Source organism: Curtobacterium oceanosedimentum (assembly GCF_040545555.1).
GTDB lineage: Bacteria > Actinomycetota > Actinomycetes > Actinomycetales > Microbacteriaceae > Curtobacterium.
Genome location: NZ_JBEPMD010000006.1, coordinates 67,871 through 83,496 on the forward strand (window position 1 = coordinate 67,871; position 15,626 = coordinate 83,496).

General features: G+C 73.5%; 15 protein-coding genes. 8 read left to right on the forward strand and 7 right to left on the reverse strand.

Annotation, left to right across the window (positions count from 1 at the left end; genetic code table 11):
- Positions 1–163: 163 nt before the first annotated feature.
- From ABIC52_RS08055 to ABIC52_RS08075, 5 genes are read right to left on the reverse strand one after another with little or no spacing between them, the layout of a single operon-like run.
- Complete coding sequence (locus tag ABIC52_RS08055) at positions 164–889, reverse strand: hypothetical protein (RefSeq protein WP_354027068.1); 726 nt, start codon at positions 887–889, stop codon at positions 164–166.
- 7 nt (positions 890–896) lie between these two features.
- The gene (locus ABIC52_RS08060) at positions 897–3,056 is read right to left on the reverse strand and encodes a Tox-REase-5 domain-containing protein (protein WP_354027069.1); all 2,160 of its coding nucleotides are present in this window, start codon (positions 3,054–3,056) and stop codon (positions 897–899) included.
- Entirely contained in the window at positions 3,053–3,436 is a 384-nt protein-coding gene (locus ABIC52_RS08065; protein WP_111227081.1) for a DUF6507 family protein, read from the reverse strand. Before ABIC52_RS08065 ends, ABIC52_RS08060 begins: the two co-directional genes overlap by 4 nt.
- 1 nt (position 3,437) lies before the next feature.
- Positions 3,438–3,755: a pore-forming ESAT-6 family protein gene (locus ABIC52_RS08070; RefSeq protein WP_111227082.1), complete on the reverse strand. Its 318-nt coding sequence runs from the start codon at positions 3,753–3,755 to the stop codon at positions 3,438–3,440.
- Positions 3,756–3,783: 28 nt separating this feature from the next.
- Positions 3,784–4,119, reverse strand: coding sequence for a WXG100 family type VII secretion target (locus ABIC52_RS08075; protein ID WP_079236509.1), 336 nt, complete (start codon positions 4,117–4,119; stop codon positions 3,784–3,786).
- A 129-nt stretch (positions 4,120–4,248) separates the two neighbouring features.
- Here ABIC52_RS08075 and ABIC52_RS08080 point away from each other — a divergent pair, with 129 nt between their 5' ends.
- From ABIC52_RS08080 to ABIC52_RS08115, 8 genes are read left to right on the forward strand one after another with little or no spacing between them, the layout of a single operon-like run.
- Entirely contained in the window at positions 4,249–5,346 is a 1,098-nt protein-coding gene (locus tag ABIC52_RS08080) for an FHA domain-containing protein (protein WP_354027070.1), read from the forward strand.
- On the forward strand, positions 5,343–6,461 hold the full coding sequence (locus tag ABIC52_RS08085; protein WP_126891021.1) for a DUF6177 family protein: 1,119 nt from the start codon (positions 5,343–5,345) through the stop codon (positions 6,459–6,461). The genes ABIC52_RS08080 and ABIC52_RS08085 overlap by 4 nt, the downstream gene beginning before the upstream one ends.
- The gene (locus ABIC52_RS08090) at positions 6,445–6,687 is read left to right on the forward strand and encodes a hypothetical protein (protein ID WP_126891022.1); all 243 of its coding nucleotides are present in this window, start codon (positions 6,445–6,447) and stop codon (positions 6,685–6,687) included. Before ABIC52_RS08085 ends, ABIC52_RS08090 begins: the two co-directional genes overlap by 17 nt.
- Positions 6,684–8,057 carry an EsaB/YukD family protein gene (locus ABIC52_RS08095; protein WP_209824155.1) on the forward strand — a complete coding sequence of 458 codons (1,374 nt, stop codon included), beginning with the start codon at positions 6,684–6,686 and terminating at the stop codon, positions 8,055–8,057. The genes ABIC52_RS08090 and ABIC52_RS08095 overlap by 4 nt, the downstream gene beginning before the upstream one ends.
- 2 nt (positions 8,058–8,059) lie before the next feature.
- Entirely contained in the window at positions 8,060–8,902 is an 843-nt protein-coding gene (locus ABIC52_RS08100) for a hypothetical protein (protein ID WP_126892565.1), read from the forward strand.
- Positions 8,899–12,945, forward strand: coding sequence for a type VII secretion protein EccCa (eccCa, locus tag ABIC52_RS08105; RefSeq protein ID WP_126892566.1), 4,047 nt, complete (start codon positions 8,899–8,901; stop codon positions 12,943–12,945). Before ABIC52_RS08100 ends, eccCa begins: the two co-directional genes overlap by 4 nt.
- A complete protein-coding gene (locus tag ABIC52_RS08110; protein WP_209678412.1) occupies positions 12,935–13,282 on the forward strand; it encodes a hypothetical protein in 348 nt (115 codons plus the stop codon). Before eccCa ends, ABIC52_RS08110 begins: the two co-directional genes overlap by 11 nt.
- 35 nt (positions 13,283–13,317) lie before the next feature.
- Entirely contained in the window at positions 13,318–13,887 is a 570-nt protein-coding gene (locus ABIC52_RS08115; protein WP_209678415.1) for a hypothetical protein, read from the forward strand.
- A gap of 144 nt (positions 13,888–14,031) precedes the next feature.
- Here the strand turns inward: ABIC52_RS08115 and ABIC52_RS08120 are convergent, their stop codons facing one another.
- Complete coding sequence (locus ABIC52_RS08120; RefSeq protein ID WP_354027071.1) at positions 14,032–15,186, reverse strand: mannitol-1-phosphate 5-dehydrogenase; 1,155 nt, start codon at positions 15,184–15,186, stop codon at positions 14,032–14,034.
- Positions 15,183–15,620 carry a PTS mannitol transporter subunit IIA gene (locus ABIC52_RS08125; RefSeq protein WP_022907882.1) on the reverse strand — a complete coding sequence of 146 codons (438 nt, stop codon included), beginning with the start codon at positions 15,618–15,620 and terminating at the stop codon, positions 15,183–15,185. The genes ABIC52_RS08120 and ABIC52_RS08125 overlap by 4 nt, the downstream gene beginning before the upstream one ends.
- Positions 15,621–15,626 lie beyond the last annotated feature (6 nt).

Here is a 15,626-nt window from a genome sequence, read left to right on the forward strand (position 1 = left end):
AGTGATCGCCGCTCTCTGCACCTTCGGCAAGACACCGGCCCGATGGTTGCCCATGAGCCTCGAGTCGGCCCCGAGCCCGGTGATCAGAGCCATCGCGCGCTCGTCACACGGTCGGGGATCCCTCCGAACCGTACCGGCAAGGGTTCCGAACGAGTGTGTCCGATCACGCAGCGCGGACGATCTCGGTGACCTCGTTGGCCTGGAGAGTCGCCCACACCTCACGCACAGCTGACTCGGAGTCCAGGGCGTCGTCCGCTGTCAGGTAGCTGCCTCCGTCCGCCCGCTCGACGTGCACTCCAGACGTGGACGTCTCGACCACACCGAGCCGATCCGAGACCCAGGTGCGCTGCCCGATCACCGGTGCGAACTTGCCTCGTCCTTCGGCGGCGATCGCTCCAGCATCGTCGTACACCGCTGCGGAGTCGGGGTTCCAAGCTCGAACGAGTCCACGGAGGACACCCTCGGCCAGATCAGCGTCGATCGACAGGCGGTTCGCTTCTCTCAGCGGCCCAGCGATGGTGACCTGGACCCCGTTCGCCGGCATGCGACGGACGATCTTCGCGGCCCCGACCCGGAAGCGGATCGAGATGAACCCCGCGCTCCCTTCTCGCGCGAGACCGAGCACGTAGCCGCGCGGTGGGAACTCGATTCCCTCGGCGTCCCGGAAGACGTGCGCGGACACGATGGGCGTGAGTGCCGAAGGGTCGGTGGACACGACGCGGTCGTCTTCCTCGACGAGCGCCCACTGGGCACCCGCTCCGAGCAGTTCGTCGTAGGCAGCGAGCTGGACAGCGATGCGCTCTGCCAGCGCTTCGGGCTCCTCTCCACGCGCATCCCACGCGGCTCGAGCCGTCACCTGCGTCGTCCGTAACCAAGTCGGGAAGGGCATGGACCGGCTACTCCGTTCTCATCGGCGTGAAGATGACCGTCAGATCATCCCCGTCGATTCCGCCTCCGCGAAGCAGGCGACGGACTGCGTCCGCGGCGTACGGATCAGACACGTGCCATTCTAGACGAGCACCGTCCGGAAGCGCAGCGAGCTGGTCTTCAGCCTGCTCGATCATCTTCGGGATGCGCTTGCTCCAGTAGGGACCGGCCGGGTCCGCGAACGCGATCCCTCGGCTGAAGGCCTTGGCATCGAGAAAGACCTCCTGCGGCGGGTGACCTCGCTCGGTCATGCCGTCGAAGTCCACCGTCGTGCCGTCTTCGGCGAACAGACGGTACTCCGGCAGTTTGCCGTCCACCGTCCGCTCGACGCCCGCGATCTGCGCCTGGTAGTCGGCCCAGGGACGGTCCGCTCGCCCGAAGTACTTCCATCCGGATTGGTGCGTCGCTTGGTCGTACGTCTCGCGCGGGACGTGAGGGGTCGGTTCACCGGGCCGCAGCGGATCGCCCGAGGCGTACTGGTCACCTCGGGTCGGATCGAAGGTGTCCGGCCGTGGAACCGGTCGGGTCTCGGGCGGAGGATTGTCACCGCCGCCGGCAGGCGGAGCGGGTCGGTCGCCTCCGTGAGAACCGTCGTGCTGCCCCTCGCTCCCGTCGCCACCGGTCGTCGGACCGTCTCCACCGCGGTGCCCCGGGTCGCCTTCCACACCGGCGCCGTGCCCGGAGCCACCGCTCGACCCCGCGTCGGAGCCACCCCCGTGCACCGTGGCGCTCTCCCCGTGCCCGCCACCGACCAACGCCGGCTCACGCTCGGGCGTCGGCACGTTCGACTCCGCGTCCTCCGAGTGCGCGTGGGCGTTCGCGTTCGCCTGCGCGTGCGTGTCGGCCGCCGCGTCCGCCGCCGCCTCGCTCCTCGCCGCCGGCCCGTCGACCGCACCGTCCGCATCGGCGTGCGTCCCGTGCCGCCACTCGTCCAGGTCGACCCTGAACTCGGCGATCCTCGTCCTGAAGCCGTCGGGCACGTGCTCGAACCCGTCCGTCAGCACACCCTTGAGGTCGCCGAGCTTCGGCAGGACCTTGGTCAGGCCCCTCGACGCCCAGGCTCCGGCGTCCACGAGGTCCAGGACCTTCCCCGCCTTGCTGATCGCCGACGCGACCTCGCCGGCCCGTCCGACCGCACCCACCTTGCTCGCGACGCCGACGAACGGGATGACGAGCGACGCGATGTTCCAGGCGCTCTCACCGAACGCCGTTCCGGGGTCGTCGGCCCACTTGTCCCACGCCACGGTGCCCTTGAGCAGCCCGCCCCACCCGGCCTTCGCAGCGTCACCGTCGAACCACTCGTTCGATTCCTTGTCGTACCCGATCAGGGAGCCGAGACTCTTCCAGGTGTCGACGAAGTTGTCGCCGCTCCACTTCCAGCCGCGGAAGCCGACGAGCTCGCCGAGGCCCCCGATGGTCCCGACGATGACGCCGTCCCAGACGACACCCTTCACCATCTTCGGCACGAACCACGTCGTATTCTCCGCGCAGGACTCGTTGCGCGACTCGGCAGTGCCCCACGGCAGCTTGGTCCCCATCGGGAGTTCGTCGTACCCGTAGCCGAGGGCGTCGTCGCCGGACCCGCTGATGGCGTGCAGCGCCGGCAGGCCGCTCAGGGAACGGATCGCGTTCGCGCACTTCCGTTCGGCGGCCTGGTACTCGACGACGCGGTTCGCGACGCCGTTGATGATGTCGTTGTTCTCGCCGTTGAGCGTCTCGTCCTGGTCCCAGCTCTCGGTCTGCGTGACCGGGCCGTCCATCGTCTGGATGGTCTGCGGCTGGAACGCGGCGACGTCCCGCTGCAGCTGCTCGGCCCGCGTGACGTAGGCCTTGAGGGCAGCGACGATCGGGGTGGCTTCCTCGACGAAGGCGTCGAGTGCCTTCGCGGCGGAGTCGAGGTCGTCGCCGAACGTCGTGCCCTGCGGCCCGATCGGCGTCATGACGTCGAAGAGCTCCTGGTCGCTCGGCCCCTCGTACGAGCCGGAGATCGCGCTCCACGCGGTGACGATGTCAGCGGTGCCGTCCCGGACCGCGGACGCGACCGACCGCAGCGAGGTCGCACCGGCGGTGATCCCCTCGAGCTGCACGTCGGTGTACGGGATCTCCCCGCTCTTGACGACGGCGTTCACCGGTCGAACATCCCGTCGAACGCGGTGAAGTTCCCGTCCTTCGACGCGGCGATCGCGTTCGCCTGAGCGGTCGAAGCCCCCATCTCGTCATCCCCCTCGACGATGGCGCGGGTCGCGCCCGCGGCGCCGTACAGCGACGCCTGGATCCGGTCCTGGATCCCCGTCAGCATGTCCTGCCGGTGTTCGAAGAACCCGGCGAGCGCCTCACCGATGACCTGGGACTGCGCAGCGGTCGCCGCGTCCTGCACGACGGTGGCGACGCCCTGGACGGACCCGTCCTCGGATCCGCCCAGGGCGTCGTTCATCGTCGTGGTCCGGGACGCGACGTCCTGCAGCACGGCCTCGACCCCCGCGGGATCGACCCGCCAGCCGTCGACCACGTCAGCCGATGTTGCCGACGGCCGACTTCGCCTTGCTGATCGCTGCCTGCGCCGACTCGTCGTTCGACTGCAGCGAGGAGCGCAGCGTGGCGATGATCTGCTTGACCTCGCCCGCGACGGTGTTCCACCGCTGCTCCTTGGCGTGGTACTCGTCCGAGACGCCGTCGGCCTGGTAGTCGGCCATCGCTGCCTTGACGTCGGAGTCACGCTGCGCGATGAGCGCCTCGAGCTGCGCCGCAACGGCGTTGAAGTTGTCCTGCGCGTTCTGCGATGCCGCGACGTCGTAGTCGCGACGGTCTGCCTGGTTGCCACCGCTCATGTGTGTGCTCCCTCTCCCCGGAGTTCCGTCAGGCGCGGCCGCTGAAGCGGGCCGCGTCGAAGTTCGAGCTGCCCTCGAGCGAGCTCGTGGACTGCGCCATGTCCTGGTCGCCCTCCTGGAACGAGCGGTCCATGCCCGAGATGCCCTGGAGCACGCTGGCGAGCGCGCCGTTCAGCTCGTTGGCGATGGTGTCCGTCTCGGACTTGAAGCGGTCGAACGCGGCACGTCCGGCACCGTTGAACCGTCCCTGGAGCGGCTCGGCCGAGTCGGCCAGCTTGCGGACCAGGGTCCCCAGGTCACCGGAAGCGCCGGACGTCTGCTTGGTCAGGTTGGTGAGGACCTGTGCCCCCATTGCGAACTTCATCGCTCATCCTCTCTGTCCTTCCCCCCACCCCTGTACGGGTGACAGCGAACGTGTGCAGCCTAGACCACCGCGCGCGACCCGTCACGTCCCCTGTCTGACATGATCGGTGGTGCCGACGGGAGGTGAGGCATGTCGTCGATCGTGGTCGAGACCGTGGTCCCCGTGATGACCTGTGGTCGCTGCGGGGCGCCGTCGACGCAGGGGCAGCGGTTCTGCACGGACTGCGGCACGCTGCTCGGCCGTACCGTCGCCGCGTCGGAGTACGACGCCCTGCGCGACGTCGCCGTCGCCCGTGCGGGCACCGTCGCGGTCGCACGTCTGGTCGACGTCGTCGTCTGCATGCTCGGTGGTGCCGCGGGCGGCGCCCTCCTCTTCCTCGCCCACACAGCGGTCCCGTCGTCCGACGCGGTCGGCACCACGATCGCCGGAACGCTGCTCGGCGTCGTCGTGACGGCCGCGATCGTGGTGGTCCGCGCCTCCAGGACGGGTCGTGGTCCCGGCGGCGTCCTCCTCGCCACCCGCGTCGTCGACGTGGACGACGCGCTGCCCGCCGGGCCGTTCCGCCAGCTGACCCGCATCGGTCGCGGCGCACGCCGCGCGTCCGGCTCCGGCCCCTGGGCCGCCGCGACCGGCACGCTCACCGCCGCCCTCCGGCTCGGCCGCGAGCCGCTCTCGCCGGCACTGCCGCCCCTCGGGACGGCGTTCGGCCCGGCAGCGTCCGCGGGCGTGCGTCCGGGCTCCGCACCGGCGCGCGACCAGCCTGGAGGCCCGGTGCCGGTCGGCCTCGACGCCACCCGACGGTCGGTGGGCGCGTCCACCGCCCTCGCCGGCTTCGACGCGGTGCCCGCACCGGCTGCACCGGCCGCGCTGCCCCTCGACGAGTCGATCCCGGCGGACGCCGTCGTGCTCCGCTCCGAGCAGGGCGCCGTCCACTGGTTCCACGGGACCTGCGTCGTCGGCCGCAACCCCGAGGCGGAACCCGGCGTCGCGACCGTCGCGGTACCCGACCTGTCCCGGACGCTGTCGAAGACCCACGTCGCGCTCGTGCAGGCCGGCGGCGCGGTCGTGCTCCGCGACCTCGGTTCGACGAACGGCACCACCGTGGTGCGTCCCGACGGCTCGTTCGAGGTCCTCGTCGCCGGCGTGGACGTCGTGGTGGACGGCGGCTCGACCGTCCGCATCGGCGACCACGCCTTCTCGGTCGTCCGCACCGGAGCGGCGTCGTGAGCCCGTTCGGTGCGGGCCGGCGGACGGACCAGACGGATGACCGCCCGCCGGCACGGCACCCGCTCCTCGACTCCGTCGGTGACGGCAGCGTGCGCATCGAGAGCCGGGCCGCCGTCGTGCGGCTCGGGCGGGCGCAGGCCGACCTGCTCGGACGCGCCGCGGACGTCGGAGCGCGGCCGATCCTCGTGACCGACGGCCTGTCCGTCGTGACCGAGGCCTTCCGGCAGGCGCTGCTCGACGCGGGCGGCGCGTGGGTCGTCCGCGGTGACGACGGCCTGCGGAACGGGCTCGACGGCCGTCGACTCGACGCGTTCCCGGACGCCGTGCGGACCGGGCCACCGCGATCGGTCGACGAGGTCGCGGTCAGCTTCCTCCGCCCGGTCGCGCCGACCGCCGACCAGCTCGTGGTCTCGGTGTCGGTGCGGCACCGTGCCGCCGCCGAGACCGTGCTCGGCACGACGTCCGAGCTGCTCGCGACCGAGCTCGCCGGCGCCGCGCCCACGGGCTGGGGCACGCACGAACCCGCCGGACGCCCGTGGGACCGTCGCACGCTGACCGAGGCCGCGCGGGACCGCATGCCGGACCCGACCCGGTTCGTCGTCGTGGGATCGGCGGCGGCTCCCGTCGCGTTCACCGTGACCGCCCAGCGCACCGACCAGGGGGTCGAGGAACTCACCACGGGTCTGCTCTCGGCGGGCGCGCCGGGGGACGCGGCCGCCACCGCCCGGGTCGAGGCCGTCCCGCAGGTGCTCGGACGGCTCGCCGCCACCCAGCTCCCGCTCTTCGCGCTCGTCCTGCGTCGCCCGGGTCGCGCCGACCTCGCGCAGGCGCCGCGCATGCCGTTCCCGCCGGTCCCGGTGGCCGTGCTCCTCGGGGCGCCCGCCGTCCGGCAGCTCGGGCTGGACCCCGCGGTGATGCGCGACCGCTTCGGCGCCGTCGTCGCGGGGAAGCCACGGATCCCGGCGCTCGTGCTGCCGTTCGGTCGACACCGCGACCGCAGCCCGGTCGAGGAGCTCCGCGACCTGGTCGAGCACGTCGGGCAGGACCGGGTGGCGGAAGCGGCGGGCATGGACGAGTCGACGAGGGAACAGGTGCGACGTGCCACGGAACAGTGACTCGGTCCTGCTCGAGAGCGTCGCGACGCACCGTCGACGGCTCCGACAGGCGTTCGTCCTCGGGCGCCTGGCCGACCGGCGGCTCGTGAACGACAACGTCAAGCGCCTCATCGGCAGCGTCGTGCTCGCGGCGGTCGTCGGGGTGGGCTGCCTCGGGTACTCGTTCGTCACGAACGCCCTCGCCCAGCAGGCCGCGCAGCAACAGCAGCAACAGGAGACGAAGTGACCGACTTCACCCGTGTGACGGTGGTCGGCGCCGGCCGTCGCGCCGACGTCGTCGTGGCGTCCGACGAGCCGTTCGCCGGGCTCCTCCCCCGGTTCGTCGACATCCTCGACGAGCCGATCGCCGACTCCGCGCACCCGATCGCCCTCGTGCGGGTCACCGGAGAAGCGGTCTCGCTGGCGGACGACGCAGCGACGCAGGAGATCGGCGACGGCGAGGTCCTGCACCTCGTCCGACGCGCGGACGCTCCGCCGCCGCCCGAGGTCTCCGACGTGACCGACGCCGTGGCCGACACCCTCGGCAGGCGGCACGACGGCTGGGGCACGGCCGCGCGCCAGGCCGTCGCCGCCGCGGCCGTCGGGACGACCGCGGCCGTCACGGGGACGCTCGTGGTGGCGGCGTCCGCCGTGGCCTCGGTCCGCGCTGCCTTCACGGGCGACGTCGGGACGCTCCACCCTGCCCTCGTGCCGGCCGTGCTGGTCGGCACCGGGGTCGTCCTCGCCGTGGCCGCGCTCGTCGCCGGTCGCGCCGGTGCCCGGTGGACCGGCATCGTCCTCACGGCAGCGGCGACCGGACTCGCCCTGCCGATCGGTCTCGCGCTCGGGCCCCTCCTCGCCGCCGGGGGTCCCGCTGCCGCCGTGACCGCCGCGGTGGTGCTCGTCTGGGCGTGGATCGCACTCGGCCTCGGGCTCGGCGTCGGCGGGCGGACTCGGACGGTCGGCGTGGCCGCCGTCGTCGGCGTCGTGCTGCCCCTGCTCGGCATGGTGACGTGGGCCACCCCCGCGCCGACCGCCGCCGGGTGGGGCGTGGTGGCGGTGGCCTCGATCGCCGTGTGCGGTCTCCTGCCGTCCGTCGCGATGTCGACCGCGGGCCTCACCGGCCTGGACGACCAGGTCAGCGGCGGCGAGCCCGTCGCGCGCGGACGAGTCCTCACCGCTCTCGACGACGCGTACCGGGCACTCGACTGGACGACCGCGGCGGTCGCGGCCCCGATCGCCCTCGCCGGGGCCGCCCTCGTCGCCGACGACGACCCCTGGGCGATCGGCCTCGGTGCCGCGACGGTCGTGGTCGCGGCGCTCCGCACCCGCGCCTTCCCGCTGGCGGTGCAGGGCGTCCTGCTCTGGTCGGCCGTGGTGGTCGCCGCGGTGCTCGGTCTGGTCGGACACGCCGCCACGGCTCCCGCCACGGTGCTCGGCGCGACGGCGGGCACGGGCGTCCTCGCGGCCCTGCTGGCCGGGGTGCGTCCGGCGGCACACGGGCGTGCCCGCCTCCGCTCGCTCGGCAACGTGCTCGAGACCGTCTCGGTGGTCGTGATGCTCCCGCTGCTGCTCGGTACCTTCGGCCTCTTCGCCGCGCTCCTGGAGACCTTCTGACCATGCGACTCCTCGACGACGTGGTCCCCGCGATCGGACGGGCGTTCTTCGGCAGCGTGGTGAGCGGTGCCCGCGAGCTCGACGACGCGCACCGGGCGATCCGGCAGGGCGTCCCGACGAGTCGGCGGATCGCGTTCGCGTCGCTCCGGGGCGGGACCGGCTGCTCGACCACGGCCGCCGCGGTCGCCACGGTCCTCGCCAGACGGCGGAGCGGACGGGTCCTCGGGGTCGACGGTGCCGCCGGTCCCCGGTCGTTCGCCGCGCTGGCGGGGGCCGGGCTCGGCGGTCCGACGGCTCCGTCCGACCGCCGTGCGGCCTCCCGGACCTCGTGGGACGCCACGGACGGGCTGGCCGAGGCCGCGTCGGGCCTGCACGTGCTCAGGATCGGGGACCCTCGATTCCCCTCGCGTCAGGCCGCGCCCGACGAGTGGACCGCAGCGGTCGACCCGATCGCCCGGTTCTTCGACGTCGTCGTCGGCGACTGGGGCGCCCGCAGCCCCTTCGTCGACCTCGGCGCCGTCGGCGCGGACGCACACGTCGTCGCCCTCGTCACCGGGGCCGACCGACCCGGGGTGGAGGAGGGCATCGCGCATGCCGACGCCCTCCGTCGCCACGCGCCCGACACGCGGGTCGTCGTCGTCCCGGTCGACACCGTCGGCGTCGGGCTGCGCGCCGCCCGGGCCGCCGCGGACTGGCCGGACCACGTCGTCCTCCCGGTGCCGCACGACCCGACGACGACGGTGCCCGGGGTCCGCCCGACCGCGTCCCGCACCGCCCTCGTCCACCTGACCGCCGCACTGGTCGACGCCGCCGTCGGCCGACGATCGACGGAGGCCACTCGGTGAACCGCATCGTGCACCGTCCCGCGCGGGTCTCCACCCCGCTCGTCCGTCCGGACGCCGAACAGCTCGCACCGCCGCCGCAGCTCCCCGAGGGCCCGAGCGGCGGGATCCCGCTGCAGTCGCTCCTGCCGGTGATCGGGGCGGTGTCGTCGGTCGTGATGATGGTCGTGCTGCGCGGGAACAACCCGGTGCTCATGGTCGTCGCGGCCCTGGTGTTCGTGGTCGCCCTGGTCGGCGGGCTCGGCATGGCGTTCACGCAGCGGGGCAACGCCGTCCGCAACCGCCGGACCCAGCGGGAGCGGTACCTCGACTACCTCGAGGAACTCCGCGGCGAGCTGCGTGCCCGGACGACCGCGATCCGTGAGCGGGCCGAGCACGTCGACCCGTCCCCGGACACGCTCCCCCGGCTGGTCGGCGATCCCGCACGGCTCTGGGAGCGCCGCCGGTCGCACGGGGACTTCCTCCGGGTGCGCGTCGGTGCGGGCGACGTGGACTGGCTCGACCTCACCGTGCCGCCGGACCAGAACCCGGTCCAGCCGCTCGACCCCCTGATGCTCGCCGAGCTCGAGCAGGTCGCGGAGCACTACGGCACGGTCGACGCGATGCCGATCTCGATCCGGCTCGACGACGCCGGCGACGTCTCGGTCGTCGGGGACCGCGACGCCGTGCTCGCGGTCGCCCGGGCGCTCGTCGCCCAGCTCGCCGCGCTCCACGCCCCCGAGGACCTGCAGCTCGCGGCGGCGTTCCCCGCCGACCGGGCCGCCGACTGGGAGTGGTTCGACCTGCTGCCCCACGTGCGGATGGACCGGACCTTCGACGGCCCGCTCCGGGCACGCCGCGTCGCCGAGGACGTCCCGACGCTGGCCCGGACCCTCGCCGCCGAGCTCGGCGAGCGTGCCCGGACCGCTGCGACCTGGCGACGCTCCGGCGACTCCGGGAGGCGGAGCGACCTCGCTCGACTGGTCGTCCTCGCCGACGAGCACGGCGGTGTCGCGGTCCCGCTCGCGCTGCCCGAGGGCGAGACCCGCCCGGAGGACCTCCGCGTCACGGTCGTGCACCTGGTGGCGGACCGTCTGCACGAGCCGTCCGACGTGCGGGTCCGCGTCACGGCACGGACCGTGACGACCGACGACCCCGGGGTGCCCCCGAGGACCGCGCTCGAGATCGTCGATGCCCGCGACGTCGAGGAGGGCGAGCCCGCACCCGTGCAGACGGCGGTGTGCGACCCGGTCGCGCCGACGCTCGTCACGGCGGTCGCCCGGGCGCTCGCGCCGCTCCGGCTGTCCGCGGACGCCGAGGAGCGCACCGAGTCGTCGACCGCGATCGGCGTCACCGACCTCCTCGGGGTCGACGACGTCACGACGATCGATCCGGACCGGACGTGGCGACCGCGGGCGCCCCGGGACTTCCTCCGCGTGCCGATCGGGGTCGACGACTTCGGCGCTCCCCTGTTGCTCGACCTCAAGGAGTCCGCGCAGCTCGGCATGGGTCCGCACGGCATCTGCATCGGTGCGACCGGTTCCGGCAAGAGCGAGATGCTGCGCACGCTCGTCCTCGGGCTCGCGGTCTCGCACCCGCCCGAGGACCTCGCGATGATCCTCGTCGACTACAAGGGCGGTGCGGCGTTCGCCCCGTTCGCGCGCCTGCCGCACGTCGCCGGGCTCATCGACAACCTCGCGGACGACCCGCAGCTCACCCGACGTGCCCGTGCCTCCATCGCCGGTGAGGTCCGTCGCCGACAGGAGATGCTCCGCGACGCCGGGGCGGCACCGTCGATCACGCACTACCGCGAGCTGCGGACGCACCGACCGGAACTACCGCCGATGCCGCACCTCGTGCTGGTCATCGACGAGTTCGGCGAGCTCCTGACGGCCGAACCCGAGTTCGTCGACCTGCTCCTCATGATCGGCCGGATCGGACGGTCGATCGGCGTGCACCTGCTGCTCTCCAGCCAGCGCATCGAGGCCGGCAAGCTCCGCGGTCTGGACACCTACCTGTCGTACCGGCTCGGCCTCCGCACCTTCTCGGAGGCCGAGAGCCAGGTCGTCCTCGACACCGGCGATGCGTTCCACCTGCCGGCGGTCCCGGGCTACGGGTACCTCAAGGTCGACACGAGCGTGTACACCCGGTTCCGTTCCGGCTACGTGTCGGGCCCGGTGGAGGACGCCACCCCGGCGGCCGTCGCCGCCACTGCGAGCACGGACACGGCGCCGGAGCCGTTCGAGCTCCCGGTGTACAACACGCTCGCGACCGAGGACGACGACCCGGGCGAGGCCCAGCTCGCGACGCCCGACGTCGGGCGGAGCGTCGTCGACGAGGCCGTCGAACGGCTCGGCCGTGGCGACCGGGCGACCACGCCGGTCTGGCTGCCGCCGCTCCCGACGCGTCTGGCGCTCGGCGCGGTGCTCGACCCCGACCGGACGCCGGACCCCGCGGGCATCACCGTGCCGATCGGGCTGCTCGACGACCCGGCCCGCCAGCGCCAGCGCCCCTGGTCGCTCGACCTCACGCAGGGCGGTGGACACGTGGCCGTCATCGGCGCCCCCGGGTCCGGCCGCACGACGTTCCTGCGCACCGTCGCCGCATCGATCGCGCTCACGACGACCCCGCGGCAGGTCAGCGTCTACGGCATGGACCTCGCCGGCGGTGGCCTCGGCCGGATCGAGGGCTTCCCGCACGTCGGCGGCGTCGCGACCCGCGCCGACCGGAACCGCCTGCTGCGCCTCGTCGAGGAGCTCCAGGCGATGATCCGGCTGCGCGAGCGGGTGTTCCGCGACCACGGCATCGACTCGCTCGCGATGCTCCGCAGCCGTCACTCCGCGGGGCGCGTCCCGGAGCTCGGCTCGGCGGACGTCGTGCTGCTCGTGGACGGCTTCGGCGTCATGCGCACCGAGTTCGAGGAGCTCGAGGAGGCCTTCGGCGACCTGCTCCAGCGCGGCGGCAGCTTCGGCATCCACGTGGTGGTGGCGCTGACCCGGTGGAACGAGCTCCGCCTCGCGAACCAGCCGCTCATCGGCCAGCGCTTCGAGCTGCGCCTCAACGACCCGGCCGACTCGACCATCGCCCGTGCGGCGGCGGCGACGCTGAAGTCCGGGGAGCCCGGCCGCGTCCTGACCGGGGACGAACTGTTCGGCCAGGTCGCGCTGCCCGTCCTCGACGACGTGGACGACGGCGCCGTCGGCGACGAGCTGGCCGCGCTCGCACAGCGGGTCGCGGACAGCTGGGGCGGTCCCGCCGCGGCGCCGATCCGGTTGCTGCCCGAGTCGTTCGACCCGGCCGAACTGCCGGACGCGCTCGCGATGCCCACCACCGTGCCCTTCGCACTCCGCCAGGACACGATGGACTTCGTGGCGTTCGACCCCGCCGTCGACCAGCACCTGCTCGTGTTCGGCGACACGGCGAGCGGGAAGACCGCGCTGCTGCGCGGCCTGGCGGCCGGGTTCGTGGAGCGCTCGACGCCCGACGAACTCGTCCTGGCCTTCATGGACGTCCGCGGTGGTGCGGCGGCCGGCACCCCGGACGAGTTCCTCGGCGGGCACGCCGCGAACGGCCGCGACGCCCGTGGCCTGGCGGCGGCGATCGCGGCCGAGCTCGAGCAGCGCGCGTCCGGCACCTCGACCGGCCCCCGCCCGCGCATCGTCGTGCTCGTCGACGACTACGACATCGTCGCCTCGGCGGGGACGGACCCGCTCGCTCCGCTCGTGCCGTACCTGCCGTCGGCCCGCGACCTCGGCCTCCACGTGGTCCTCACCCGACCCGTCGCCGGTGCCGCGCGGGCGATGTACGACACCGTGGTCCAGTCCGTCCGCGACTCGGGCGCGACCGGACTGGTGCTGAGCGGTGAACGATCCGAGGGCCAGGTCTTCCCGAAGGTGTACGCCGAGCAGTTCCCGCCCGGACGCGGCCGTCTGGTGCGCCGCGGCAGTCCGCCGCGCATCGTGCAGGTCGCCCACTTCCCGGCCGCGCACGTCCCCGCTCCGGCGCAGGCGGACCCCGCCGGCCAGACGACCGTCCTCGACCCGAAGGGAGCCGTCGATGCCCCGTGAACTGGTGATCCTCTCGCGGACCGCCCCGGAGCTCGCTGTCTTCGTCGGGGCCGGTGCCGACGTCGCCCCCGACCTGCGGGTGCGGACGCTCGACGGCGGCGCGGTGACCGAGATCGTGGACCGCCGCGGCCTGGCGGTCCTCAGCGTCCAGGTCCCGGAACTCGTCGAGAACCCCGCCGAGGTCGCACGACTCGCGCCCTGGGCGTCCCTGTCGGCGCCCGTGTGGTGGACCGACGCGTGGGCTCCGTGGGGCGAGCAGGGTGACGTCGGGGTCGCCGTCGCACGGGCCTGGGCCTCGGCCGGCGGAGCCGAGATCCGTGTGGAGGACGGCTCGTGAGCTCCCTCCCACCGAGCTCCGCACCCCTCCCCCCGATGCCGGGCCCGCGTCGGTCCGCGGCGCAGCGCGCGCGGACCGTCCTCGTCGCCGGGGTCGCCGGTGGCACCGGGACGACCACGGTCGCGGCGCTGCTCGCCGATGCGGTCGGCGGTCGGCTCGGCGTCGTGGTGCAGGCGACGGACCACTCCGGCGGCGAGCTCGCCGCCCGGCTGCCGTCGCTCGGGCCGGCCACCTCGCGCGTGACGGTGCACGACGCCGGGGCGCACGTGCGTCCGGCCGCTGTGCTCGCGGCGACGCCGGAGAACTCCCTGGTGGTCGTCGGACGTGCCACCCCGGACGGCGTGGCCGACGTCCGGTCGGCACTCGCGGCGATGTCGGACGAGCCGGACCCGACGCTGCTCGGACGCTCGGTGGTGGTGCTCGTCGACCGGGCTCCGAGGCCCGCGACGATCGACGTGGGACCGGTGCGCGACACGGGGGTCGCCGCGGTGCTCGTGCTCCGCGCAGACCGCGCGCTCGCCCGACCGGGCCGCATCGACACCACCCGACTGGGCCGACCCACCGTCGCGACGGTGTCGGAGCTCCTGTCCGCCCTCCGCTGGTAGCGACCGGTCGCGCCGTCCCGCAGCCGCGACGGGCGACCGCGACCCCGGCGGCAGGGCGCGACCCCGGCGGGAGACCGCGACCCCGGACGGACGGGAGGCGCGGTGCCAGCCGGCACCGCGCCTCCAGGACGTCGTGTGGTCGCGTCAGCCGCGCGCGGACCGCACCCGGTCGACGAACGCCGCGTGCAGCGGGTGCTCGGCCTCGAGCCCGGTGATCTCGGTCGCCACGTCGGCGTCCGACCGGTCCGAGCGCAGCAGCTGCTGCAGCTCGACGCTCTGCTCGTCGTCGGCGACGTCGAACCGGAGGGCGGCACCCATCGCGTCGAGCAGCGCGGTCGGCTCGGTGCCGTCCTCGGCGAGGGCGGCGGCGGGCGACACGAAGCGCTCGTCCCGCGACAGCTTGCGGAGCGGCTGTCGGCCGACGCGGGTGACCGTGTCGGGCAGGTGCGGGTTCTCGAAGCGACCGATGATCGCCTGCACGTAGGAGCGGTGCACCTCGGGGTCGAGCTCGTGACGACGCACCAGCAGGTCGCTGGTCTCGGCGAGCACCGACTCGAGTTCGGAGCGCACGGCCGGGATCGCGATGGCGTCCGAGATCTTGTCGGCGCCGGCGAGGAACCCGTGGTACGCGACGGTGGCGTGCCCCGTGTTCACCGTGAAGAGCTTGCGCTCGATCGAGGCAGCGAGCCCGTCGACGTAGTGCGCGCCGGGGATCTCCGGCTCGTTCCCGCCGAACGGGGTGCGGTCGATGGCCCACTCGTAGTAGGTCTCCACCGTCACGTCGAGGCCCGCGCCCTCGGGCTGGGCCGGGACGATCCGGTCGACCGCGGTGTTCGCGAACACCGCCTTCGCCAGGGCCTCGTCGCGCGACTCGGCCGGGAGCGCCTCGACGATGAACTCCCGAAGACGGTCGGTCGCGTTGATCGCGTTCTCGCACGCCATCACCGCGAGCGGCGCGGCGTCGGCGGCGCGCTGCTGGAGCGCCTTCGCGATGACCGGGGCGATGAACTTCAGGACGGTCGGTCCGACCGCACAGGTGACGACGTCGGCGGCGGCGACCTCTGCGATCGCACCGGCCTCGTCCTGCGCGCTGTTCACGGCACGGAAGCCGGTGACCTCGTGGTCCTGCGCGCCCTGCCCGACCTCGTGCACGGTGTACGAGTCGGCGGCGGCGAGTGCGTCGATGAGCGGCGCGGCGACGTCGGCGAAGACGACCTCGTAGCCGGCTTCGTGGAGCAGGAGCCCCACGAAGCCGCGGCCGATGTTGCCGGCGCCGAAGTGGACGGCGGTCCCGGTCACTCGTTGACCTCGCCGAGGATCGACAGGATCGCGGCGGTGTCCGGCGCGTCGGTGAGCTTCTGGACCTCGTCCTCGTCGGAGAACACGATCGCGATCTTCGACAGGATGTCGAGGTGCTCGTTGTTCACACCGGCGATGCCGACGACGAAGCGCACGGGGTTGCCGTCCCAGTCGATCGGGGTGGCGTAGCGGATGAACGACAGCGCGGACGACTTGATGGCGTCCTTCGCATCGTTGGTGCCGTGCGGGATGGCGAGGAAGTTCCCCATGTAGGTCGAGACGCTCTTCTCGCGCTCGAGCATGGCCGGGTAGTAGTCCGCCGTGACCGCGCCTGCAGCCTCGAGGATCTCGGCCGCCTCCTTCATCGCCTCCGACTTGGTCGGGGCGGTGTCCTCGGTGTGGATGCGGATCTGGCTCTCCTGCAGGACGGGCATCGGGGG

What these genes read in the sequence shown, in the direction of transcription:
- ABIC52_RS08055 (WP_354027068.1), bottom strand. Translation starts at nt 889, where the DNA reads ATGCCCTTCCCGACTTGGTTACGGACGACGCAGGTGACGGCTCGAGCC.
- ABIC52_RS08070 (WP_111227082.1), bottom strand. Translation starts at nt 3,755, where the DNA reads ATGAGCGGTGGCAACCAGGCAGACCGTCGCGACTACGACGTCGCGGCA.
- ABIC52_RS08075 (WP_079236509.1), bottom strand. Translation starts at nt 4,119, where the DNA reads ATGAAGTTCGCAATGGGGGCACAGGTCCTCACCAACCTGACCAAGCAG.
- ABIC52_RS08080 (WP_354027070.1), top strand. Translation starts at nt 4,249, where the DNA reads ATGTCGTCGATCGTGGTCGAGACCGTGGTCCCCGTGATGACCTGTGGT.
- ABIC52_RS08100 (WP_126892565.1), top strand. Translation starts at nt 8,060, where the DNA reads ATGCGACTCCTCGACGACGTGGTCCCCGCGATCGGACGGGCGTTCTTC.
- ABIC52_RS08110 (WP_209678412.1), top strand. Translation starts at nt 12,935, where the DNA reads ATGCCCCGTGAACTGGTGATCCTCTCGCGGACCGCCCCGGAGCTCGCT.
- ABIC52_RS08115 (WP_209678415.1), top strand. Translation starts at nt 13,318, where the DNA reads ATGCCGGGCCCGCGTCGGTCCGCGGCGCAGCGCGCGCGGACCGTCCTC.
- ABIC52_RS08125 (WP_022907882.1), bottom strand. Translation starts at nt 15,620, where the DNA reads ATGCCCGTCCTGCAGGAGAGCCAGATCCGCATCCACACCGAGGACACC.